This window comes from Aeromonas sp. QDB14 (genome assembly GCF_027707845.1).
Classification (GTDB): Bacteria; Pseudomonadota; Gammaproteobacteria; order Enterobacterales; family Aeromonadaceae; genus Aeromonas; species Aeromonas caviae.
On record NZ_JAPCJD010000031.1, the window covers coordinates 1 to 24645 of the forward strand.

At 60.5% G+C, this 24645-nt stretch carries 19 protein-coding genes; 8 read left to right on the top strand and 11 right to left on the bottom strand.

What is annotated here, in order from left to right:
• Positions 1–110 precede the first annotated feature (110 nt).
• The 10 genes from PG887_RS11825 to adhE all read right to left on the bottom strand — a co-directional run bounded on the left by PG887_RS11825 (position 111) and on the right by adhE (position 13965).
• A complete protein-coding gene (locus PG887_RS11825; RefSeq protein ID WP_010674029.1) occupies positions 111–368 on the bottom strand; it encodes a GrxA family glutaredoxin in 258 nt (85 codons plus the stop codon).
• A gap of 201 nt (positions 369–569) precedes the next feature.
• Positions 570–2003, bottom strand: a complete 1434-nt coding sequence (gene dacB, locus PG887_RS11830; RefSeq protein ID WP_042017206.1) for a D-alanyl-D-alanine carboxypeptidase/D-alanyl-D-alanine endopeptidase — start codon at positions 2001–2003, stop codon at positions 570–572.
• An 87-nt stretch (positions 2004–2090) separates the two neighbouring features.
• Positions 2091–3851: a DEAD/DEAH box helicase gene (locus PG887_RS11835; RefSeq protein ID WP_254231927.1), complete on the bottom strand. Its 1761-nt coding sequence runs from the start codon at positions 3849–3851 to the stop codon at positions 2091–2093.
• A 112-nt stretch (positions 3852–3963) separates the two neighbouring features.
• Entirely contained in the window at positions 3964–5001 is a 1038-nt protein-coding gene (locus tag PG887_RS11840; protein ID WP_104455718.1) for an HlyD family secretion protein, read from the bottom strand.
• Positions 5002–5004: 3 nt separating this feature from the next.
• Positions 5005–5343, bottom strand: a complete 339-nt coding sequence (locus PG887_RS11845; protein WP_104455719.1) for a DUF3302 domain-containing protein — start codon at positions 5341–5343, stop codon at positions 5005–5007.
• A 289-nt stretch (positions 5344–5632) separates the two neighbouring features.
• A complete protein-coding gene (locus PG887_RS11850; RefSeq protein ID WP_104455720.1) occupies positions 5633–7054 on the bottom strand; it encodes a carbon starvation CstA family protein in 1422 nt (473 codons plus the stop codon).
• Positions 7055–7198: 144 nt separating this feature from the next.
• Positions 7199–7903, bottom strand: a complete 705-nt coding sequence (gene btsR, locus PG887_RS11855; RefSeq protein ID WP_104455721.1) for a two-component system response regulator BtsR — start codon at positions 7901–7903, stop codon at positions 7199–7201.
• Positions 7900–9591 carry a sensor histidine kinase gene (locus PG887_RS11860; protein ID WP_104455722.1) on the bottom strand — a complete coding sequence of 564 codons (1692 nt, stop codon included), beginning with the start codon at positions 9589–9591 and terminating at the stop codon, positions 7900–7902. Before PG887_RS11860 ends, btsR begins: the two co-directional genes overlap by 4 nt.
• A gap of 352 nt (positions 9592–9943) precedes the next feature.
• A complete protein-coding gene (locus PG887_RS11865) occupies positions 9944–11179 on the bottom strand; it encodes an HD-GYP domain-containing protein (protein WP_104455723.1) in 1236 nt (411 codons plus the stop codon).
• Positions 11180–11289: 110 nt separating this feature from the next.
• Positions 11290–13965: a bifunctional acetaldehyde-CoA/alcohol dehydrogenase gene (adhE, locus tag PG887_RS11870; RefSeq protein WP_104455724.1), complete on the bottom strand. Its 2676-nt coding sequence runs from the start codon at positions 13963–13965 to the stop codon at positions 11290–11292.
• 833 nt (positions 13966–14798) lie between these two features.
• On the opposite strand from adhE, the gene PG887_RS11875 reads away from it, so the two are divergent.
• The 7 genes from PG887_RS11875 to PG887_RS11905 all read left to right on the top strand — a co-directional run bounded on the left by PG887_RS11875 (position 14799) and on the right by PG887_RS11905 (position 22729).
• Positions 14799–15434 carry a YchE family NAAT transporter gene (locus PG887_RS11875; protein WP_010674328.1) on the top strand — a complete coding sequence of 212 codons (636 nt, stop codon included), beginning with the start codon at positions 14799–14801 and terminating at the stop codon, positions 15432–15434.
• Between the two features lie 280 nt (positions 15435–15714).
• Positions 15715–17334 (top strand): ABC transporter substrate-binding protein, encoded by a 1620-nt coding sequence (locus tag PG887_RS11880; protein WP_104455725.1) that lies wholly within the window; start codon positions 15715–15717, stop codon positions 17332–17334.
• Between the two features lie 97 nt (positions 17335–17431).
• Positions 17432–18352 (top strand): oligopeptide ABC transporter permease OppB, encoded by a 921-nt coding sequence (gene oppB, locus PG887_RS11885; protein ID WP_010674330.1) that lies wholly within the window; start codon positions 17432–17434, stop codon positions 18350–18352.
• Positions 18353–18366: 14 nt separating this feature from the next.
• Complete coding sequence (gene oppC / locus PG887_RS11890; RefSeq protein WP_010674331.1) at positions 18367–19278, top strand: oligopeptide ABC transporter permease OppC; 912 nt, start codon at positions 18367–18369, stop codon at positions 19276–19278.
• Between the two features lie 94 nt (positions 19279–19372).
• Complete coding sequence (locus PG887_RS11895; protein ID WP_104455726.1) at positions 19373–20353, top strand: ABC transporter ATP-binding protein; 981 nt, start codon at positions 19373–19375, stop codon at positions 20351–20353.
• Complete coding sequence (gene oppF, locus PG887_RS11900; RefSeq protein ID WP_039038982.1) at positions 20354–21349, top strand: murein tripeptide/oligopeptide ABC transporter ATP binding protein OppF; 996 nt, start codon at positions 20354–20356, stop codon at positions 21347–21349. It abuts the gene before it with no gap.
• 435 nt (positions 21350–21784) lie between these two features.
• The gene (locus tag PG887_RS11905) at positions 21785–22729 is read left to right on the top strand and encodes a TerC family protein (protein WP_029314355.1); all 945 of its coding nucleotides are present in this window, start codon (positions 21785–21787) and stop codon (positions 22727–22729) included.
• 54 nt (positions 22730–22783) lie between these two features.
• Here PG887_RS11905 and alr read toward each other — a convergent pair whose 3' ends face one another.
• Positions 22784–24010, bottom strand: a complete 1227-nt coding sequence (alr, locus tag PG887_RS11910) for an alanine racemase (RefSeq protein WP_270821763.1) — start codon at positions 24008–24010, stop codon at positions 22784–22786.
• Positions 24011–24189: 179 nt separating this feature from the next.
• Between alr and PG887_RS11915 the strand changes: the two genes are divergently transcribed.
• Positions 24190–24636: a methyltransferase family protein gene (locus PG887_RS11915; protein WP_201984330.1), complete on the top strand. Its 447-nt coding sequence runs from the start codon at positions 24190–24192 to the stop codon at positions 24634–24636.
• Positions 24637–24645: the final 9 nt, after the last annotated feature.

Genomic DNA, 24645 nt, shown 5'->3' on the forward strand with positions numbered 1-24645 from the left:
ATTTAGGGACTCAGAATACTTTTTTCTGAAAATCAAGGCGGCCTTCCCCGGAAAGCCGCGATGAACCTGAAAAAAGGCGCCAGAGGCGCCTTTTTTCATGGTGTCGGGGCTTACAGACCCAGATTGGCTCTGGCATAGGCCTCAAAATCGGTGCAGCCGCCGATGTGCTGCTCATCCAGGAAGATCTGCGGCACAGTAGTGACCGGCTTGCCCGCCTTGGCGGCGAGATCGTCCTTGGTCAGCCCGGCCACGTTGATATCCACGTAGCGGAACTCGAAGTCATCGCGCTCCTCGGTCAGTTGCTCGGCAATCTGCTTGGCACGCACGCAATAGGGGCAACCGGGACGACCAAAAATCTCTACAAACATCTTTTCTCTCCATTAAACAAGCCGTTGAAGAAGGCCATTGAGATGAGGCTGGGCACAGCATAGCCCTGGCGCCCTGTCAGTCAAAGCTGAAAATAGCGATGCTTCCGTTCGCCATCTCCGATTGCGCCCACTGCTGATGACGGCGCCAGCGTCCCCAAGGCCGGGGAATCGGGCCGCCTTGCCGGCAAGGCAGCCCGTCTATCACTGTTCGACGATCTGGATGGGTTGTTGCTGGTAGATGCTCTCCAGCACGCCTTTTTCGAAGACGGTCCAGGGCCAGGGCGCCTTGCTGGCGCGGTAGCGCTCGTGGGTTGCCGGATCCTGGGAGAGACCGCGCTGGAACATCACGAAGGCCTTGCGCTGGCCACCGGCGGTGTCGATGAAGCCGGCGAGGTTCGACGTACCTGTGATGGTACCGGTCTTGGCGTGTACCTTGTTCTTCATCATGGGAGCGGTGACGCTGCGTCGCCAGGCCAGGGTGCCGTCTACCTGGGAGCTTGGCAGCAGCTTGATGAAGTCGAGCTCAGCATCGTTCTTCTGGATGAAGTTAAGCACCGACAACATCTGGCGCGCGCTGATGAGATTGTGGGCGGAGAGGCCGGAGCCGTCGGCCAGGGTGGCGTTGCCAAGGTCAATGCCGTGCTTGGTCAGGATGGCGCGCACCGCCATGGTGCCGCTGCGATAGCTGCCCGGCTTGTTGTAGTAGTGACGCCCCACGGTTTTGAGGAAGGTATCGGCGTAGAGGTTGTCGGACTTTTTCAACATCTTGGCGAGCATCACCGGCAGGGAGACAGAGTAGTGGGTCGCCAGGGTCTGGGCACCGACAGGGGCCTGATGGGTGACCCGCAGCAGGCCGTCGTGGCTGATCCCGGCGCGGTTCATGGCCCAGCGGATGTTGTCCCAGCCCCAGGCCTCCACGTCATGGATGGCAAAGCGCAGACCTTGTGGCTCCTTGTTCGGGGTGATGCAGCCCTTGAGCTCGTAGAAGTTGCCCTTGGCCATGTCTACTTCCAGAGCGCAGAACTGACGCGCCATGTCGCCATAGCTCATCACCTCCACGTTGTCGGCGCCGATGCCGATGGGCACGCCGGTGGCCACGTTGCCCACCGCAGGCTTGCCAATCTGGGTGGCGGTGATGGTGCCGTAGGCGCAGTTCTTGTCGATGATGACCGAGGAGACGGGAGCGGCGAAGCAGAGGGTCTGATCCCCCCAGGACCAGCCGTTGCCACGCTCATAGCCGTTGTAGGCACCGGTGTTGACATAGACGTTGCCCTGAATGCGGGTGACGCCCAACTGTTTGAACAGGGCAACCAGATCCATGCGCGACAGGGTCGGGTCGCCGACGAAGTTGATCCAGATGTCGCCGTTGATGGTGGTGCCCTGTTTGGCGCCGGGCTGGGCCTGGATGTCGGTGGCGAAGCGGAAGTCGGCACCGAGTTCGAGGCGTGCAGCGAGCGCGGTGAGCACCTTCATGGTGGAGGCGGGGGCTATCATGTCATCGGCGTGACGGGCAAATTCCACCCCGTTGTTGCCCTGTACGATGACGGCGTACTGGCCCCCCTTGGGCGGGGTCAGCGGGGCGGCGTGGACCGCCAGAGAAAAGAGAGCACAAAAACCAATCAACAGCCGCTGCATAGGATCCTCTAACTGAACGAAAGGGCGGCATCAGAAACCGCCCCGATAATCAAACCGGGTGACTGCCGGGTATCGCCTGCCATGGGGTCAGGGCGGGGCGTTGGCAGTCCGGTAACGCCCCTCGTAATCGAATATTTTTTCCTTCACCTGCCAGAAGCGTCCCGACTTGCGGGCGATGACGAAATCCGGGTGACGGAACTGGTCTGCCGCGAGCATCACGCTCGCCAGGGTCGTGAATTCGGGCTCCAGGCCCGGGGCGGGCCAATGATGACGCACAAAGCGTTGTTGAAACAAGCGCTGTGCACCCCGGGAGTGAAAGGGGAAGTACTCCGTCAGGGTCAGGCCATCCTCGTCGTGGTAGGTCACCTCCAGCCGCTCCCCCTGCTTGCCGCGCCCGGCACTCAGGGTCAAACCGGCGCAGCGGATCACCATGCAGTCCTTGAGATTGAGGGCCTCCTTGAGCTTGTCGTCAGGGTCCACCAGCAGCTGGTCACAGCTTTGGCAGCGGCGGGCGGCGATGTCGTTTTCAGCACCGCAACCTGGGCAGATCTTGGCGCGAAAGCGGTAGTCGCACTCCTCGCGGTTGCCCTCGTCATCTTCAAACAGTCCCTGACAGCGGCGGCCGTAGTGTTCGACCACCTTGCCATCCTCGTCGGTCTTGCCCCAGAAAGTGTTGGCAAAGCCGCAGGCGGGGCAGGGCACCTGAACCGGCTCGGTGCCGGCGTGGGGCCTGGGTTCCCCCACTTCGGGGGCAAACAGGTTGAAGTTGTTGCCTGCGTAGTCGAGCACCAGACAATCGCTCTTGCCGGGTGAGAGGCGCAGGCCCCGTCCCACAATCTGCTGATAGAGCGACACCGATTCGGTGGGACGCAGCATCACGATAAGGTCGACGTGGGGGGCATCAAAACCGGTGGTGAGCACTGCCACGTTGACCAGAAACTTGAGCTCGCGCGCCTTGAAGGCACTGATTAGAGCGTCGCGCTCCGGTCCCGGTGTCTCGCCGGTGACGAGGGCGGCCTGCTGGTCTCTGGCACCGAGCAGGCCATGAATTTCCCGGGCATGTTCGACTGTGGCGGCGAAAATCATCACCCCCTGCCGGTCGGCCGCATACTCCAGCACCTGGCTCAGGATATGGGGGGTGACCCGCTCCTGGCGCCTGATCTCGCCGTTGAGCTGCGCCTCGCTGAACAGGCCGTTCTCCCGCGGCACCAGCTTGCTGAAGTCGTAATGGACGATGGGGGCGTCCACCAGGCGCGGCGGGGTCAGGTAGCCGTTTTTCACCATGAAGCGCAGGGGCAGTTCGAACACGCAGTCACCAAAGAGCCGCTCGCCGTGGCTCTTGACCATGCCGTGGTAGTGGCGCCGGTAGATCCAGCCCAGCCCCAGCCGATAGGGGGTGGCGGTGAGCCCGAGGATCTTGAGGGCCGGATTGGCGGCCTTGAGATGCTCGATCACCTGATGGTATTGGCTGTCGTCATCGAGCGAGACCCGGTGGCACTCGTCGATGATGAGCAGCGAAAAAGCGCCGTCGAAGGCATCCAGATTGCGCGCCACCGACTGCACCGAGCCAAACACCACCTGGGCGCTCGCCTCCTTGCGTGCGAGCCCCGCGGCAAAGATGTCGGCCCGGAGTCCCCAGGCTTCGTACTTGGCGTGGTTCTGCTCCACCAGCTCCTTGACGTGAGCCAGCACCAGCACCCGGCCACGGGCCTTGCGGGCCAGTTCGGCGATCACCAGGCTTTTGCCGGCCCCGGTGGGCAGCACCACCACGGCGGGATCCGGGTGTTTGCGAAAGTGGCTGATGACGGCGTTGACCGCGTCGGTCTGATAGGGTCTGAGAACGAACATGCAGGCTTGGGGTATCGATATGGGGTGGTGCAGGATGGCGCCATTATAGGGATCCTGGCACTAAAAAACAGCGGGCCGGCATGGTGCCGGCCGCTGGCGATAATGTCTTCGCTTAGTGGAAGGGGAAGACGTAGTTCATCCAGCTGGCCATGCGCAGCAGCACCTTGCGCATCACCGAGACATGGTGGAAGTGCTTGGTGTAGATGGCGGCCTGGCCGCTAGCCCCGGCGATCACCTGATACTTGGCCCACTCGGGGTCGGTGATGGAGATGAGCACCGGCAGGCGACCCGGTCGCACGGCACTGGTCTGATCCAGCAAACCGGCGTTGGCCTGCACATTGCCTGCGGCGATGGCCGGGATCACGGCGGTCACCTTGCCCTGGAAGATCTTGCCGGGGATGCCGTCGATCACCACTTCGGCCTCATCGCCCACCGCCAGGCGCTGCATGCTGTTTTGCCAGAACCAGCCAACATAGGCGGTCTCGTCTTTGTGGATGAAGGTCATCACCGGACGATACATGAACGGGGTGGCGATCATGCCGGGGCGCAGGGCCAGCTGTACCACGTGGCCGTCGCTCGGAGCATAGACCACGGTCTGCTCGACCTGGTACCTGGCCTCGTCGAGCTGGGCCTGCAGATCTTCCAGTGTCGCCTGTTGTTGCTCGATCTGGGCCACGATGTCGTCCACGTTGGCCTGGGTGACATCGAGGTCACGCTGCTTGCCGACGCCGCGGCGCATCAGGTCGCTGGCGCGATCCCGGTCGAGCTTGGCGGAGCGCAGCCTGGCCTCGATGGACTTGAGGTGGTTGCGGTTGGATTCAACCCGCGCCGTCAGGCTGTCCGCTTTGAGCTGGAAGGGGGCGGCATCCAGGCGAAACAGCACATCGCCCTTTTTCACCGGTTGGTTAGCCTGTACCGGCACCTCGATTACCCGGCCCTTGACCAGCGGCACGATCGGGGTGGAGACATAGTAGTTCCGCGCCATCTCGGAATAGGGGTGGTTGTAGTTCATCAGCATGATCAGGGTGCCAATGAGCAGCACGCCACCCAGCGCTGCGGTAGGCACGGTCCACTTGTTGAGCGGGATACGGAAGATTTTGAAGATGGCCACGCAGACGGCCGTGTAGGTCAGGATCAGTAGCAGGTCCATGATTTATCCCTGTTGCTCGGTCTGTTCGATGGTATTGAGGCGGGCCTTGAGGTCGGCCAGCTCCTGTTTGAGCTGCTGGATATCATCTTCATCCTGCTGCAGCCGCTGGTTGAAGCCCCAGCCGCGATCGGGGCGATAAATCGTGGCCCAGATCCAGAGGAAGGGCCACAGCACGTGCAGGGTGAACAGACTGACCCAGCCGGCCACGTGAATGGCGTCCTGATGGGGGTGCTGACGATGCTTGGCTATTTCATAGGGAATGTCGTGAATGACGATGACCCCATAAAAAATGACCAAACCCACAAAAAAAAGCAGACCAAGAGCAAAATAATCGAGTGCCATTTATGCCTCCGCTGGCTTGACGCACCGCATTGTCATTGGGAACAGGGCTCTGCAAGGCAGTCAGCCACCTGATTTCCCTCCTGTCGGGCCCGAAATCTTAAGTTGTTTTGTTGTACTGAAGCTTAAGTGGTTTCCAAGTCGCCAAAACAGACGCTGATGTTATTGGGGGCAAGTCCGTAAAGTCGTATCCATGACAAGGATTTACGCTGGGAGTATGGCATTGCTGAAGGGAAATGTTCAGCAAAAAAAGGAGCCTTGACGGCTCCTTTTTTGACATGGTTGGCGTGGATTAACTTTCGCTGGGCTTGTTGATCAGCGCGGGCCTGAATTTCACCAGGAAGGCGAGGGTGATGAGGGCGGTGCTCACCAGACCGATGATGGTGGAAACATTCATCTCGAGGCCGAAACCGATGGGGGCGTTGGCCAGGTAGGTGATGACCACTGCGGTCATGAAGATGGCGGGAATGGTGCATACCCAGTGCAGCTTGCCTTCCTTGATGAGGTAGGCGGCCGCAGCCCACAGCATGATGACGGCGGTGGTCTGGTTGGCCCAGCCGAAGTAGCGCCAGATCACCCCGAACTCGGCCTTGGAGATGATGAAGCCAAGGATGAACATGGGGATGGCGATGAGCAGACGCTTGGCCATGGGCTTCTGGGTCAGGTTAAGGAAGTCCGCCACGATGAGACGGGCGCTGCGAAACGCGGTGTCACCGGAGGTGATGGGCAGGATCACCACGCCGAGGATCGCCAGGATGCCGCCCACGGTACCGAGCAGGCTGGTGGAGACTTCGTGCACCACGGCAGAAGGGCCGCCGCTGGCCAGGGTGGCGTTGAGCGCCTCGGTGCTGTCGTAGAAGGAGAGACCCAGGGTGCACCAGATGAGGGCGATGATGCCTTCCCCTATCATGGCCCCGTAGAAGATGAAGCGACCGGAGCTCTCGTTCTGCATGCAGCGCGCCATCAGCGGGGACTGGGTGGCGTGGAAACCGGAGACGGCACCACAGGCGATGGTGATAAACAGCAGCGGCCAGAGCGGCAGATCCGTCGGGTGCAGGTTGGAGAAGTCCATCCCGGTGTTGTAGAAGCCCTTGCCGGAGACGATGAGGCCGATGATGAGGCCGACCGACATGAAGACCAGCAGTGCGCCGAAGATGGGGTAAAAGCGACCGATGATCTTGTCGATGGGGACGATGGTCGCGAGGATGTAGTAGGCGAAGATGGCCGCAATCCAGTAGACCAGGTCGGTGGAGGTGAGGTTGGCCAAGAGGCCCGCCGGGCTCAGGACGAAGACCACGCCCACCAGCATCAGGAGCACCACGGCAAAGAGGTTCATGAAGTGCTTGGCGGCGGTGCCCAGGTGCTCACCGACCACGGTCGGCACCGAGGCGCCCCTGGCGCGTACCGACAGCATGCCGGAGAAATAGTCGTGGACCGCACCGGCGAAGATGCAGCCAAAGACGATCCAGAGCATGGCGACTGGACCATAGAGGGCTCCCAGAATGGGGCCGAAGATGGGGCCGACGCCTGCGATGTTGAGCAGTTGAACCAGGTAGACCTTCTTGTCCGACATGGGGACATAGTCCACCCCGTCCGCCATGGTGATGGCGGGGGTCTTCAACTCGGGTTTGGGCCCGAATATCCGTTCGATGAATTTGCCGTATATGAAGTAGCCGGCTACAAGTAAGCCGACACAGAGGAAGAACCAGATCATTGCTACGCTCCTGCTTTGTTATTTTTTGGTGTGCGCAGCCAGTGTAGGTGGGGACTTCTGTTAACGGCAGGTGAAAGGGGGTGAGCGGCGACATGGCGACCCGAGCGGTTGTCCGCTGTGATCCGGCGCACATCGCGCCCCGCTTTATTCCAGTCCCAGCTCGTCTTTTAGCTCCTTGAGGTAGCGGCGGCTGACCGGTACCCGGGCCCCGCTCGGGGTCACGATCTCCGCCAGCTGATTCTCCAGCAAACGGATTTCGAAGATGGCGGCCGGGGCCACCAGATACTGGCGGTGACAGCGCAGCAGCGGGGTCTTCTCCTCGAGGGACTTGAGGGTGAGCTGGGTGTGAAACAGCTCGCCCTGGCAGGCGACATGGACACCGCCGAGATCGGAGAAGGCGTACTCCACCTGGGAGGTTGGGAGCAGCCGCACCCGGTTGTGCAGGTATCCGGGGATATGGTGGATGCTCGGAGCCAGGGTCCCGACCGGTTGCGGGGTGATGTCCTGCCTGAGCCGCGCCAGGGTCTTGGCGAGGCGGGCCGGCTCCACCGGCTTGAGCAGGTAGTCGAAGGCGTTCTCCTCGAACGCCTGGATGGCGTAGTCGTCGAACGCGGTGACAAAGACGATGCGGGGCAGGGGATCGAGCATGGCCACCAGCTCCATGCCGCTGAGCTTGGGCATCTGGATATCGAGAAACACCACATCCGGCTTGCGTTGCTGGATGAGGCCGAGCGCCTCGATGGCGTTGCCCGCCATGCCCAGGATCTCGATGTCGGGATCGCTGGCCAGCAGCTCTGCCAGCTCCTCGCGGGCATAGGGCTCGTCATCGACGATCAGGGTGCGGATCATGTCATCTCCTTGGCGGTAGTGCGGGGTTGTCGTGGGAGCGTCAGGGAGACCCGGGTCCATTGCTCTGGCTCCCACTGGACGTCAATGCCATAGCGCTCGCCAAAGGCACTCTTGAGGCGCTTGTCCACCAGGCTCATCCCCAGACCATCCCCCTGGCCGGATGGTTGCCAGGCCCCGGCGTTGTCTTCGACGCAAAGGGTGATCGCCTCGGGGGTCTCCCTCGCGAATAGGCGAAGTCGCCCCTCTCCCAGCAGGGAGCAGATGCCGTGCTTGATGGCATTCTCGATGAGGGGCTGCAGGGTGAAGCTCGGCAGTTGCACCTCGGCAAGGTGGGGCGGGATCTCGTTGATGACGGTGAGCCGCTCGCCAAAGCGGGCCTGCTCTATCTCCAGGTAGGAGAGGCAGTGCTCCTGCTCCTCCCGCAGCGTGGTCAGGCCGCTCTGGCGCTTGAGGTTGTTGCGAAAGAAACGGGAGAGGTGCAGCAGCAGCTCCCGTGCCCGTCCCGGATCGCGGCGGGTAATGGCGCTGATGGTGTTGAGGGTGTTGAACAGGAAGTGGGGGTTTATCTGTGCCTGCACCAGCTTGAGCTCGGATTGCACCAGCAGGCGCTGCTGCTGCTCCAGGCGGCCTGCCAGCAGCTGCTGGGACAACAGGTTGGCGATCCCTTCTCCCAGGGTGTGATTGATCTTGAGGAAGAGCCGCTTCTTGGGCTCATAGAGCTTGATGGTGCCGATCACCCCCTCGTCACCCTGCAGGGGGATCACCAGCACGGAGCCGAGCTGGCACTGGGGGGAGATGCTGCAACGATAGGGCTGGCTGTTGCCATCGGCGAACTGCACCTTGTTCTGGGCGATGGCTTGCAGGGTGATCGCCGAGGTGATGGGAGTGCCCGGCTTGTGGTGATCTTCCCCGGTGCCGATGAAGGCGAGGATTTTGTCGGTGTCCGTGATGGCGACGGCGCCGACGCCGGTCTCTTCCTGAACGATATGGGCTATCTTGCCGCTGGCCTCCGGAGTGAACCCCTGGCTCATGATGCCGACGGTGCGGTTGGCGATGGTGAGCGCCTTGGCGGAGAAGACCCGGGAGAACTTTTCGTACATCCGCTGCTGGTCGCGGATCATGCTGATGAAGAGCGCCGCCCCGCAGGAGTTGGCGAGGATCATGGGGGTGGCGATGGTGCGCACCAGCAGCAGGGACTTGTCGAAGGGGGTGGCGACCAGCAGGATGATCACCATCTGCATGATCTCGGCCACGAAGGTGGTAAAGAAGGCGACCCTGGGTGCAAAGAGGTCATTGACCCTGCCTGCCCGCATCAGCCGCCAGTGAACCAGCCCCCCCAGCAAGCCTTCGCAGGTGGTGGAGATGGCGCAGGCGAGATCGGTGAACCCCCCCAGGGTATAGCGGTGCAGGCCGCCGGTCAGCCCCACCAGGAATCCCACCAGGGGGCCGCCCAGCAGTCCCCCCAGTACGGCACCGACCGCCCGGGTGTTGGCGATGGCGTCATCGATGTCGAGGCCCACATAGGTTCCCAGGATGCAAAAGCAGGAGAAGATGACATAGATGAGCACCTTGTGGGGCAGCCTGACGGAGTAGTTGGCCAGAGGACGCAGCAGGGGACTCTTGGAAAAAAGATAGGCGATGACCAGACTGACGCTCATCTGCTGGAGCAGAGAGAGGACTAGTTGCATAAAAAAGCTTCCTCAAACACCATGCCGGAGCCGGGCGTTGTCATGACGCAGGGTGAGCCTGAGCCCGTCTTGATGCGGGCTGCGGGCTGAACGCTGCGGCAGTTTGCCAGAATGGAGAAATAAAACCATATAAAATCAGCACGTTAAATTGATATTTGTGTAACCTGCGCCCGCTTGATATTGCTGATGCGAGCATGAAGGTATCCACCGGATACGCCACACGGAGGTGGCATGCTCCGCCCGGCCATCGGCTGGGCGTTTTTTATCCAGCTCCAATGGTGGACGATTTCGAGGGGACCTGAGCAATTATTCAGGTTTGTCCAATGAGTTATCCCCAGCTTCTGGGGATAACTCAGAAGGCGAAATAGTAACAGACCCGCCGACCCAGACCGAAAAAGGCGCGTTGCGCGTCGTCCAGCTCTTCCTGTCTGAGGGTGGCGACGATGCTTCGCGCATCTTCCCGCAGATCGATCATGGCCACCCCTTCCGGCCGCTGTCCCTTGAGGTAGGGCAGCACCTTGGGTCTGAGGGGCATGCTGGGCTCGGTGGAGAGCACCAGGGCCAGGGCATCGTCATCCAGGCGCACCAGGGAACCCGGTGGATAGACCCCCAGCACTTTTATCAGCAACCTGACCTGGGTTTGCTCGAACTTCTTCTGGGAGAGCTTGTAGAGCTGGCCGATCACCTGGCTGGGTCCCGGCGGGTTGAGGCCGCTGCGCGGGTGAAGCAGCTCGTCATAGTGGTCCACCAGCCCGATGAGGCGGGCGAGGGGGGGGATCTTGTCGCCCTTGATCCCGAGGGGAAAACCGCTGCCATCGAGGCGTTCGTGATGCAGGTAGGCGACCTCGCGGATCCTGGGTTCGAAAGCCTGCAACTGGTTGAGCATCTCCAGTCCGTACTGGGGGTGCATGTTGAGGAAATTCTGCTCCGCCTTGCTGAGCTCCCCCCGCTTCTGGATGATCTGGCTCGGGATCCTGAGCTCGCCGATGTCGTGGAGCAGGCCCGCCAGACCGGTCTCCTCGATCTCGACGGGATTCATGCCAAGCTCCCGTGCCATCAACATGGCGATGAAGGCCACGCTCAGGCTGTGTTGCAGCAGGGTATCCGTGTTCTGGCTGCGGATGAGGTGCAGACCGAGCAGTCCCTGGTGTTCTGCCAGACGGGCGGCGGTGCTGCGCACTATCTGCGCGGTATTGGCCAGGCCTTCGTCCGGTTTGAGGTTGAGGGCGCCAAGGGCGTCGCGAAGATCTGACAGGGATTGACCGAACGCCTTGTCCGCGATGCGAAGGGAGCGCCTGAACGCCTTTTCGTCGAAGGTGGGGCCCTCAGAAGAGGGGGCGGTATCCCCGGTGTCGCTCATCTCAAGAGAGGGAACGGGTTCGGCCCGCAGCAGGGGCTCTACCGGCAGATCGCTCTTGTCGGGATCCACCATCAGCAGGGGCAGGTCGAGGTGGCGGATGATGTCGAGCTGCTGCTGGTCCTTGATTTTGAAGGCGTTGAACATGAAAGGGTGGCTCGTCCATCCCGTGGGAAGATGGATGTAGTGGCCGACTCTCAACTGCTCGATAGAGGCCTGTATCAGCGCCATGGACTAGCTCTTCTGTCGAATTTGCCTATCAACAAGCTAGCAAAATTAAACAGATAGACAAACAAAAAAGCCCGCGCATGTGCGCGGGCTCTTGTCATCCGTGGCGTTTATCAGGCCTTGGATTTTTTCTTGTTGTCCACCTTGGTGTCGACCTTGGCTGCAATCGGGGCGGCAGCAGGGGCTTCCTCGATGAAGGGACGGCCGTAGTAGGTGTCCATCAGGATGGCTTTCAGCTCGGTGATCAGCGGGTAGCGCGGGTTGGCGCCGGTGCACTGGTCATCGAAGGCTTCCAGGGCCAGCTGGTCTACCTTGGCCAGGAAGTCCGCTTCGTTCACGCCGGCTTCGCGGATGGAGGCCGGGATCCCCAGGGTGGCCTTCAGCTCGTCCAGCCAGGTCAGCAGCTTCTCGATCTTGGCGGCGGTACGGTCACCGGCAGCGGTCAGGCCCAGGTGGTCAGCCACTTCGGCGTAGCGACGGCGAGCCTGCGGACGGTCGTACTGGGAGAACGCGGTCTGCTTGGTCGGGTTGTCGTTCGCGTTGTAACGGATGACGTTGCTGATCAGCAGGGCGTTGGCCAGACCGTGGGGGATGTGGAACTCCGCACCCAGTTTGTGGGCCATGGAGTGGCACACACCCAGGAAGGCGTTGGCAAACGCGATACCGGCGATGGTGGCGGCGTTGTGCACCTTCTCGCGGGCAACCGGGTCGTTGGCGCCGTTGATGTAGCTGGAGGGCAGGTAGTCCTTCAGCAGTTTCAGGGCTTGCAGCGCCTGACCGTCGGAGTATTCGTTGGCCAGCACGGAGACATAGGCTTCCATGGCGTGGGTCACTGCGTCGATACCACCGAAGGCACACAGGGATTTGGGCATGCCCATCACCAGGTTGGCATCCACGATGGCCATGTTCGGGGTCAGCTCGTAGTCGGCCAGCGGGTATTTCATGCCGGTGGCGTCGTCGGTCACGACCGCAAACGGGGTCACTTCAGAACCGGTACCGGACGTGGTGGTGATACAGACCAGTTCGGCCTTCACGCCCATTTTCGGGAACTTGTAGATACGCTTGCGGATGTCCATGAAGCGCATGGCCAGGTCTTCGAACGCGGTGTCCGGGTGCTCGTACATGACCCACATGATCTTGGCGGCATCCATGGGTGAACCACCACCCAGGGCGACGATCACGTCCGGCTTGAAGGAGTTGGCCATCTCGGCGCCCTTACGGACCACGGACAGGGTGGGGTCGGCTTCCACTTCGTAGAAGATCTCCACTTCCATGTTCAGCTTCTTGAGCAGGCGAACCACTTCATCGGCATAGCCGTTGTTGAACAGGAAGCGGTCGGTCACCACCATGGCGCGCTTCTTGCCTTCCAGGTCGCCCAGGGCGATCGGCAGGGAACCACGACGGAAGTAGATGGATTTCGGAAGTTTGTGCCACAGCATATTTTCTGCCCGTTTTGCGACTGTCTTCTTGTTGATCAAGTGCTTGGGACCGACGTTCTCGGAGATGGAGTTACCACTCCAGGAGCCGCAACCCAGGGTCAGGGACGGGGCCAGCGCGAAGTTGTACAGGTCACCGATACCACCCTGGGTGGAGGGGGTGTTGATGAGGATACGGGCGGTCTTCATCTTGTCGCCGAAGTACTTGATGCGGTCGGCATTGCGATCCTGGTCGGTATAGAGACCGGAGGTGTGGCCGATACCACCGATGTTGACCATGTCGCAGGCCATTTCGACGGCTTCTTCGAAGTTCTTGGCACGGAACATACCCAGGGTCGGGGAGAGTTTCTCGTGAGCGAACTCGTCCTCGGCACACAGCTCCAGACCTTCACCGATGAGGATCTTGGTGGTGGCTGGCACGGTCACACCGGCCATGGCGGCGATCTTGGTAGCAGGCTGGCCCACGATGTCGGCGTTCAGGGCGCCGTTGATCAGCAGCACTTTACGCACCTTGTCCGCTTCGTCCTTGGAGAGGATGTAGCCGGCGTGGGTCGCGAAACGCTCCTTGACCTGGTTGTAGATGGCGTCGACCACGATGACAGCCTGCTCGGAGGCACAGACCACGCCGTTGTCGAAGGTCTTGGACATCAGGATGGAGGCGACGGCACGCTTCACGTCGGCGGTTTCGTCGATGACGATGGGCACGTTGCCCGCACCCACGCCGATGGCGGGTTTGCCGGAGGAGTAGGCGGCCTTCACCATGCCCGGGCCACCGGTGGCCAGGATCAGGTTGATGTCGTCGTGACGCATCAGGGCGTTGGAGAGTTCGACGGAGGGTTGATCAATCCAGCCGATGATGTCTTTCGGCGCACCGGCAGCCACGGCAGCATCCAGTACCAGCTTGGCAGCGGTATTGGTGGAGTTCTTGGCGCGGGGATGCGGGGAGAAGATGATGGCGTTGCGGGTCTTCAGGGAGATGAGGGCCTTGAAGATCGCAGTGGAAGTCGGGTTGGTGGTCGGTACGATACCGCAGATGATGCCTACCGGCTCGGCGATGGTGATGGTGCCCATCTCGTCATCTTCACTGAGGATGCCGCAGGTCTTCTCATCTTTGTAGGCGTTGTAGATGTATTCGGAGGCGAAGTGGTTCTTGATAACCTTGTCTTCGATGATACCCATGCCGGATTCAGCCACGGCCATCTGGGCCAGGGGGATACGGGCGTTGCTGGCGGCCAGAGCGGCGGCGCGGAAGACCTTGTCTACCTGCTCTTGCGAGAAGCTGGCGAATTGACGCTGTGCTTCTTTGACGCGGGCAACCAGTGCATCCAGTTCAGCCAAATTGGTTACTGCCATGTTTATCTCCTGATGATTTGAAAACTGTTTAGTAAGACCTTGGCAATGCCCGGCAATTATAGCCACCTTGTCAAGGCGAGAATCACCATAACGGGGTATTTACATGCCTTAGTAAACTGTTTTTCTGACTCGATTATAGGGTCGGGATGTGTCAGAAAAGATTGATCTGGATCATATGTAACAAAAGAACAAAAGAAATTTTGTTTCACCCCTTATCGCACCACTATGTTACGGGAGTGTGTCATCCTTTCTTGGCATCACGAGCTGCTGTCACGCGCCCTTGAAATATCTGCTCAGGGAAGGGGATCCGATGAATTCTCGCCTTGACCGGGATGGGGGAAGGTGGCATTGCCATGATGGCGGCAGAACGCCTAGCCCCCTGACGTTTCATTTATGTTGAGAAAGGGGTTGTTGTTTTCATCCAGTCGCCCTGGCGAAACAGCACATCTGGCGGTGGCAGGGAGCTTGTCACCTCTGCACAGCCGGCCCCACTGGCACCGCACCAGGGTGAGAAAGGCCAAAATCGGGGTCACAGGAGCGGGTGGGGGCGGCAAGCAGGTGTGGTGAGAAGCAAGGGTGCCATTTGCCGAAAATATCGTTTCTTGGCTGAGGGTTGATATAACGCGCTGTCATGGCACCCGGCGATGTTAATGGTGGCCACTCTCCCTTAACAACCCGATATGTTGAATTTTGTCGATACATTAGCGGAACTAACTAAAAAGCCCCGGTAAGGGTGAGATTATTTGATTGGAGAAGGGAAAAGCCATGGTGTAAATTTACGCGTAGTTTGGGGGTTGGCCCCTTGTGGCTCGTATTGGTTCTGGATGGCGCCTATGGCAGCAATAGACTTCTCTTTATACCTGAAATTTTTCGTCGGCCTGTTTGCGATCATCAACCCGCTGGGTCTGTTGCCGGTTTTTGTGAGCCTGACGGGCCACATGTCGCCGGAGGAGCGACGCAAGACCAACACCACCGCCCACATTGCCGTGATGATCATCCTGATGGTCTCCATGTGCATGGGACAGCTCATCCTCGACAGTTTCGGCATCTCCCTGGCGTCGTTTCGCATTGCCGGTGGCTCGCTGATCACCCTGATCGCCTGGTCGATGCTGCAGGGCAAGCTGGGGGAGGTGAAGCACAACAAGCAGGAGAAGGGGGAACTGGCTGCGCGTGAATCTATTGCCGTGGTGCCCCTGGCTCTGCCGCTGATGGCCGGACCCGGTGCCATCTCCTCTTCCATCGTCTATGCCAGCCAGAAGACCCTGCCCCAGATGGCCGGCATGTTCGTGGTGGTGGTGGCGTTTGCCTGCTGCTCCTGGCTCATCTTCCGTGCCGCTCCCCTGCTGTTCAAGCTGATGGGCAACACCGGCATCAACGTGGTGACCCGTATCATGGGTCTCATCATGATGTCCCTTGGCATCGAGATCATCGTGGCGGGCATCAAGGGAGTCTTCCCCGGTCTGGTGTGAGCCAGGTCCGTTTTTGTCGGAGCCGGTCCTTGTGACCGGCTTTTTATTGTTTCTTTTTTGTTGGTCATTTCCTAGAATCGAGCGGCCTTGTACGAAAAATGACCGCTGCGGGATATTTAAATGCTGAATAAATGGTTTTAAGTTGTTTTTTTGACCATGAAAGCGGCCTGTTCCTGATGATATCTATTGCATTATCAGAATTGTCAGGGAATTATGCGGGCAGCGAGGTGTTTGTCTCGTGGATAACAAATGCATGGAATGTTCTTGTTGGAGTATGGAAATGACTCATAGAAAAACAATTATTAATACCCTTTTATTGACTGCACTTTTCGGTGGCGCCACCCTGGCTCACGCCGCCGATGTCCCCGCCGGTACCAAGCTTGCTCCCGAGCAAACCCTGGTGAAAGGCAATGGTTCCGAACCCGCCACCCTGGATCCCCAGAAAGTGGAAGGTACCCCCGAATCCAACGTATTGCGTGACCTGTTCGAAGGTCTCGTCTCCTCCGGCCCCAAGGGTGAGACCCTGCCCGGCGTCGCCGAGTCCTGGGAAACCAAGGACAACAAACATTACGTGTTCCACCTGCGCAAGGATGCCAAGTGGTCCAACGGGGATCCCGTCACCGCTCATGACTTCGTCTTTGCCTTCCAGCGCGCGGTGGATCCCAAGACGGCCTCTCCCTACTCCTGGTACATGGAGATCCCGACCATCGTCAATGCCTCCGACATCATCGCGGGCAAGAAGCCGGCCGACACCCTGGGCGTGAAGGCGGTGGACGATCACACCTTCGAGGTGCAGCTGGAGAAGGCGGTGCCTTACTTCGTCAGCATGCTTTCCCACACCACCACCTATCCGGTCCCGAAGAAGGTGATCGAGAAGTTCGGTGACAAGTGGACCCAGCCCGGCAACATGGTATCCAACGGCGCCTACGTGCTGAAGGACTGGGTGGTCAACGAGCGCGTCGACGTCGAGCGCAACCCCAACTACTGGAACAACGGCAAGACCGTCATCAACAAGGTGACCTACCTGCCCATCCAGTCCACCAACGCCGAGCTGAACCGCTATCTGGCTGGCGAAGTGGATCTGACCTACAACATGCCCATCGAACGCTTCAAGCAGATGAAGAAAGAGCTGCCGGACGAAGTAAAGGTCAGCGGCTATGTGGGCACCTACTACTACCAGTACAACTTCAAGCACAAGCCGTTTGACGACGTGCGGGTGCGTACCGCCCTCTCCTATGCCATCGATCGCAACGTGATCGCCGACAAGGTGATGGGCAAGGGTGAGACCCCGGGCTACACGCTCGTGCCTGACTTCGTGGACGGCTTCAAGCCGGTGGCGCCGGCCTGGTCCAAGCTGACCCAGGCAGAGCGCGATGCCAAGGCGAAAGAGCTGCTGACCGAAGCCGGTTACGGCCCGGGCAAGCCGCTCAAGTTCGAGCTGCTCTACAACACCGACGACAACCACAAAAAGGTGGCCGTGGCCGTCGCCTCCATGTGGAAGAAGCTCGGCGTGCAGGTGAGCCTGGTGAACCAGGAGTGGAAGACCTACCTGGAGACCAAGAAGCAGGGTAACTTCGACGTGGGCCGCGCCGGCTGGATTGCGGACTACAACGAAGCCTCCTCCATGCTGGATCTGATGCAGACCACCCACGGCAACAACGACGGCAAATACTCCAACCCGACGTTCGACAAGCTGATGAGCGAGTCCCGCAACCAGGTGCATGCCGAGGCGCGCAACAAGCTCTATGTCCAGGCCGAAGAGATCCTGGCCAAGGACATGCCGATCGCCCCCATCTATCAGTATGTGACCTCCCGCATGGTCAAGCCCTACGTGGGTGGCTACCCGGCCAACCCGCTGGACAACATCTACAGCAAAGACATGTACATCGTTGCTCACTGAGTAAAGAAACAAGTCGCATAACAAGCAGGGCCCGCCAGACGGCGGGCCTTTATTACAACCGCGACCCTTTGGAAGCAGTACAGGACAGGAAATGTCTATGTTGAAATTCATCCTTAAACGTCTACTGGAAGCGATCCCGACTCTGCTGGTCTTGATCACCGTCTCCTTCTTCATGATGCGCTTCGCCCCGGGTAACCCCTTTACCAGCGAACGCGCCCTGCCGCCGGAAGTCCTGGCCAACATCGAAGCCAAATATGGCCTGGACAAGCCCATCGGCATGCAATACCTCACTTACCTCGGCAACCTGGTCCAGGGGGATCTGGGGCCCTCCTTCAAATACAAGGACTTCACCGTCAATGATCTGGTGAGCCAGGCCCTGCCTGTCTCCGCCAAGATAGGCTCGGTCGCCTTCCTGCTGGCAGTGACCCTGGGGGTCACCTTCGGCACCATTGCGGCCCTGAAACAGAACACCCTCATCGACTACCTGTTGATGTCGTCGGCCATGGCCGGGGTGGTGATCCCCGGCTTCGTGCTGGCACCGCTGCTGGTGCTCTTCTTCAGTATCTATCTGGGCTGGTTCCCGGCGGGGGGCTGGCAGGGGGGCGGCGCCCAGTTCATGGTACTGCCGGTGTTCGGCATGATGATGTACTACATCTCGGCCATCTCCCGCATCATGCGCGGCAGCATGATCGAGACCATGAACTCCAACTTCATCCGTACCGCCCGCGCCAAGGGGCTGCCCCTGCGCCACATCATCCTCAAGCACGCGCTGCGCCCGGCCATGCTGCCGGTGGTCTCCTACCTGGGACCGGCCTTCGTGGGCATCATCACCGGCTCCGTGGTCATCGAGACCATCTTCGGCCTGCCGGGGATTGGCCAGCTGTTCGTCAACGGTGCCCTCAACCGTGATTACTCCATGGTGCTCGGTCTGACCATTCTGGTCGGCGCCCTCACCATCACCTTTAACGCCGTGGTCGATATTCTCTATGCCGTCATCGATCCCAAGATCCGTTACTAAGCCGGGAGTTCATCATGGTAGTCACAACTGAAAAGCGCGAAGCCGTCGAGGCGTTCGCCCAGAAAGTGGAAGTGGTGGAAGGACGCTCCCTGTGGAAGGATGCCCGTCGCCGTTTCCTGCGCAACAAGGCGGCCCTGACCAGCCTCATCATCCTGACCATCATCGGTCTGGCGGTGATCGTGGGGCCCCACCTGTCCCAGTACACGTTCGATGACCCGGACTGGGGGGCCATGCAGAGTGCCCCGGACATGGAGACCGGCCACTGGTTCGGCACCGACAGCCTGGGGCGCGATCTGTTCGTGCGTACCCTGCTCGGCGGGCGCATCTCGCTGATGGTCGGCATCATGGGGGCCCTGGTGGCCGTCATCATCGGCACTCTGTATGGCGCGGCCTCCGGTTTCATCGGCGGCCGGGTCGACAGCCTGATGATGCGGGTGCTGGAGATCCTCAACGCCTTCCCCTTCATGTTCTTCGTGATCATGCTGGTGACCTTCTTCGGTCGCAATCTGGCCCTCATCTTCCTCGCCATCGGCGCGGTGAGTTGGCTCGACATGGCGCGGATCGTCCGCGGCCAGACCCTGAGTCTCAAGAGCAAGGAGTTCATCGAGGCGGCCCACGTCTGCGGCGTCTCCAAGTGGAAGATCATCACCCGTCATATCGTGCCCAACGTGCTCGGCATAGTGGCGGTTTACGCCACCCTGCTGGTGCCGGGGATGATCATGTTCGAATCCTTCCTGAGCTTCCTGGGTCTGGGCGTGCAAGAGCCCATGACCAGCTGGGGCGCCCTGCTGGATGAAGGCTCCAAGTCGATGGAAGTGGCCATCTGGCAACTCCTGTTCCCCGCCGGTTTCATGGTGGTGACCCTGTTCTGCTTCAACTTCCTCGGGGATGGTCTGCGTGATGCCCTCGATCCCAAGGATCGGTAAGACGCAAGCAATGCCGTAGGACCCGTCCGCTGGTCACATAGCGCCAGCGGGATGGGCAGGCCTGCCTCACGACAGATCGATAAGGAGTGTTTATATGAAATTACTGGATGTGAAAGATCTGCGGGTCGAGTTCAAGACCCCGGACGGCAATGTGGTGGCCGTCAACGACCTCAACTTCTCCCTCTCAGCCGGCGAAACCCTCGGGATCGTCGGGGAGTCCGGCTCCGGCAAGTCCCAGACCGCCTTTGCCATCATGGGGCTGCTCGCCAAGAACGGCGTCATCACGGGGTCGGCCAAGTTCCAGGGAGAGGAGATCCTCAACCTGCCGGAGTCCAAGCTCAACCGTATCCGCTCCGAGAAGATCGCCATGATCTTCCAGGATCCCATGACCTCCCTGAACCCCTACATGAAGGTGAAGGATCAGCTGATGGAAGTGCTGATGCTGCACAAGGGGATGACCAAGGCCGCTGCTTTCGAGGAGTCTGTGCGCATGCTGGACGCGGTGAAGATCCCCGAGTCGCGCAAGCGGATGAACATGTACCCCCACGAGTTCTCCGGCGGCATGCGCCAGCGGGTGATGATCGCCATGGCGCTCCTGTGCCGCCCGCAGCTGCTCATCGCCGACGAGCCGACCACAGCGCTGGACGTGACGGTGCAGGCCCAGATCATGACCCTGATGAACGAGCTCAAGCGCGAGTTCAACACCGCCATCATCATGATCACCCACGACTTGGGCGTGGTGGCCGGCATCTGCGACAAGGTGCTGGTGATGTACGCCGGCCGTACCATGGAATACGGCAAGGTGAACGACATCTTCTATCGGCCGAGCCACCCCTACACCGAGGGTCTGCTGCGCGCCATTCCCCGTCTCGACACCGAAGGGGAAGTGCTGCCCACCATCCCGGGCAATCCGCCCAACCTGCTGCGTTTGCCCACCGGTTGCCCCTTCCAGGAGCGCTGCCACCGGGTACACGAGATTTGCGGCCAGCAGTCCCCCATCCTCACCCCGTTCAATGACGGGCGGGAGCGGGCGTGCCACTGGGTATCGGATGCCATGATCAAGGGAGTGAACTAAATGGGTACTGACAAGAAACTGCTGCTGGAAGTGTCCGACCTCAAGGTTCACTTCCATATCAAGAGTGACAAGGCCTGGCCCTGGGCCAAGCCCTCCGCCCTGAAGGCGGTGGACGGGGTGACCCTGCGCCTCTACGAAGGAGAGACCCTGGGCGTCGTGGGGGAGTCCGGTTGCGGCAAATCCACCTTCGCCCGTGCCCTCATCGGCCTGGTACCGGCCACCGACGGCAAGGTGGTGTGGCTTGGGCAGGACTTGACCAAACTCGAGCAGAACGCCCTGCGGGAGAAGCGCAAGGAGATCCAGATGATCTTCCAGGACCCGCTGGCCTCCCTGAACCCCCGCATGACCATAGGGGACATCATCGCCGAGCCCCTCATCACCTTCTACCCGACCCTGGCAAGGGAAGAGGTGAAGGAGAAGGTGCGCGCCATGATGACCAAGGTGGGTCTGTTGCCGAACCTGGTGAACCGTTACCCCCATGAGTTCTCCGGCGGCCAGTGCCAGCGCATCGGCATCGCCCGGGCGCTCATCCTCGAGCCCAAGATGATCATCTGCGACGAGCCGGTCTCGGCGCTGGATGTCTCCATCCAGGCTCAGGTGGTGAACCTGCTCAAATCCCTGCAAAAGGAGATGGGTCTCTCCCTCATCTTCATCGCCCACGACCTCTCAGTGGTCAAACACATCTCCGATCGGGTGCTGGTGATGTACCTGGGCAACGCGGTGGAGCTGGGGACCGGCAAGGAGATCTTCGCCAATCCCCTGCACCCCTATACCAAGGCGCTGATGTCGGCGGTCCCCATCCCGGATCCGGATCTGGAGCGCAGCAAGGTCATCCAGATCCTGGAAGGGGACTTGCCATCCCCCATGAATCCGCCCTCCGGTTGCGTGTTCCGTACCCGCTGCCCGGTGGCAGGTCCGGAGTGCGCCAAGACCCGGCCCCAGCTCGAGGGCAACTTCGACCATGCGGTCTCTTGTCTCAAGGTGGATCCGCTCTGAGAACCTGTTAACGATCTTGCTGCGAGGCCGTGATCAAGGCTCATGCGCTGTTCGGAATCCTCATGTATTCATATACCTTCCGGTTCCTGCGCTGCTCTTTACCTTGTTGACGACCTCTCGCGACAGCTCGTAAACAGGTTTTAAGGAGAACCGTATCGAGAAGGGCGCGTGCTGGCGCCCTTTTTATTGCATGGGGGATAAGATGCCTCTTGGCGCCAGCGGTTGTCGCTGCTACTATCCGCCGCACAAGGGGAGTAACTTCTCGCCGGTTTGTCGTCATTACGGTGCACCCATATCCTGCAGTGCACCCGGCAGCCGGGCAGTCGATGTCAATCGGCTGTAAGTGAGACCTTGCCGAGAGGCAAGGTGTATCTGCTCCAAACGCGAACCCACTGCCTCCCGGCCGTGGGTTTTGTCGTTTTGGGAGAAGTGAACATGGGTGAATGGTGGATGTGGACCGGTTTCTTCAGCATAGTGCTGGTCCTGTTGTGGATTGATATCCGCTTTGTCGGTGGCGGCAAGGCGCACAAGGTGTCCCTGAAAGAGGCGGGCATCTGGTCTCTCATCTGGGTCAGCGTGGCGCTCCTGTTCAACCTGGCCATCTGGCTCTGGCTGGATCACAGTGCCGGGCGCGAGATCGCGAACCAGAAGGGGCTGGAGTTTCTCACCGGCTACCTCATCGAAAAGGCACTGGCGGTGGACAACGTCTTCGTCTGGCTGATGCTGTTCGGCTACTTCGCCATCCCGGCGGAGCTGCAGCGCCGGGTCCTGCTCTACGGGGTGCTGGGGGCCATCGTGATGCGCGCCGGCATGGTGTTCGCGGGCAGCTGGCTCATCGAGCAGTTCCACTGGATCCTCTACCTGTTCGGGGCCTTCCTGCTGCTGACCGGTGCCAAGATGCTGTGGGCGGCCGACAAGGAGCCGGATCTCGAGAACAATGCCCTGCTCGGTTGGATGCGTCGTCGCTTCAAGGTGACCGAGACGCTGGAGGGAGAGAAGTTCTTCGTCTGGCGTGACGGTGTGCGCTACGCGACCCCGCTGCTGCTCATCCTGGTGCTGGTGGAGGTGAGCGACCTCATCTTCGCGGTGGACAGTATCCCGGCCATCTTCGCGGTGACCACGGATCCCTTCATCGTGCTCACCTCCAACATCTTCGCCATCATGGGGCTGCGCGCCATGTACTTCCTGCTGGCCGGGGTGGCCGATCGCTTCGCCCTGCTCAAATACGGCCTGGCGCTGATCCTGATGTTCATCGGGGTCAAGATGTTGCTGCTCGATATCTTCAAGATACCGACCGGCATCGCCCTTGGCGTGGTGGCGCTGATCCTGCTGGCCTCCATGGGGCTGAGTCTGCTGATGACCCGCAAAAAGGCGGCGTGAACGGCGCAGTAAAAAGGGCTCCCTCGGGAGCCCTTTTTCATGTCAGCAATTTGCTTAGCGCTTGATCTTCTTGGGGTTGGTGTAGCCCCAGACGGTGTACATGTCCGCCAAGAGGGCACCGTTGTACTCCTCCAGATCGGATTGTTTCACCTCGGCATCACCCTGGCGTCCGAACAGGACCACCTCGTCACCGGGTTTGATCCCCTTGATGTCGGTGACGTCCACCATGGTGGTGTTCATGGAGGTCTTGCCCACGACGGGGGCCTTCTGGCCATGGATCAGCACATAGGCCTTGTTGCTCATGGCGCGGCGGTAGCCGTCGGAGTAGCCCATCGGCAGGTTGGCCAGCAGGGAGTCGCGCTTGAGGGTGAAGGTGCGGTCATAGCCGACGGTGTTGCCCGCCGGGTAGTGGTTGACGGAGGCGACCTGGGTCTTGAACGCCATCACCTTCTTGTACTCGGTGTATGAGGGAATGGTGTCGCCATAGATGATGCCGCCCGGGCGCACCATGTCAAAGTAGGCTTCCGGCACTTCCAGGGTGGCGAAGGAGTTGGCGGCGTGGATGGTGAGCTTGCTGCGATCCAGCTTGCCGGCGTCGATGAGCCACTGGTAGTCCAGCTTGAACTGGGCCAGCCCCAGCTTGACGTCCTCTTTCTCCTCCACTGGGAAGTGGGTCATGATGCCGACCGGGGTGATCCCCTTGAGCTTGAGCATGGCCAGGGCATCGGCCTTGGCATCGTCCTGGCGCAGATCGATGCCGTTGCGGCTCATGCCGGCGGAGTTCAGGCCGATGTGCACCGGGATGTTGGTGTGATGGCGCTGGGCGATGTCGGCGATCCCCTTGGCGCTCTCCAGGCTGCCGATGAGCTCTTCCAGCTTGTAGGACAGGGCCTGCTCCACTTCATCCGGGGTGGCGGCACGCACCCGCATCAGGCGACCTTCGAAGCCCTTCTCGCGGGCAACACGTGCTTCTTCGTTGCTGGCGATGCCGATGCAGGGGATGCCTGCCTTGACCACCGAGGGGACCAGCAGGTCGATGCCGTGACCGTAGGCGTCCGCCTTCATGATGGCGCAGATCTGCGGGCCCTTGTCACCGAGGCGATTCTTCAGGGTCTGGATGTTGTGCTCGAAGGCACCGAGATCCACTTCCAGCCAGGCGTTGGCGGCGTTCTGTTCCTGACCGTTGCGGTGGTCGTCGGCGAGCGGCAGGTAGGGGGCGGCGACCGCCTGGCCGGCCAGCAGGCCAAAGATCAGGGTCGCGAGCAGTGTTTTCTTGTGCATGGGGCAAGTCCTTTCTTATTGTCTTGAGTTGAGGCTGGGCTCATCGCTGAGGCGAGCTGCGGCAGGTCTGGTCATGGCATGTTGCTATGCTAATGATATATTTCACTTTTTATCCAGATGCCGACTCTGGGAGTGTATCTCAACGGCGTCAATCGTGGCACGTGTTGCAGGAAGAAAATATGAAGCTGACGTTGCGGATTCCACCGTTGCTGCTGTTCGTCGTCATCGTGCTCGCCATGTGGCTGGGGCGGGGCGAGGGGAGGGCAGCGCCCCTGTGGCTGGTGCTGGTCGCCACGCTGTGGCTGGCGGGAGCCCTGCTGGGAGGCGGTGCGCTTTTGCATTTCTGGCAGCAGCGCACCACCGTGCACCCCCAGCGGCTGGAGAGCAGCCGGGTGCTGGTGACCCGGGGCGTCTATCGCATCAGCCGCAATCCCATGTACCTGGGGCTGCTCTGCTGGACCCTGGCGCTGGCGTGCTATCTGGGAGGCATGGCAGTGTGGCTCGGGCCGCTGCTGCTCTGGGGCTGGCTTACCCGCTTCCAGATCCTGGCAGAGGAGGAGGCGCTGCGGCGACAATTCGGCGATGCCTATGACGACTATTGCCGACAGGTCAGGCGCTGGTGCTGAGGTGCGGCG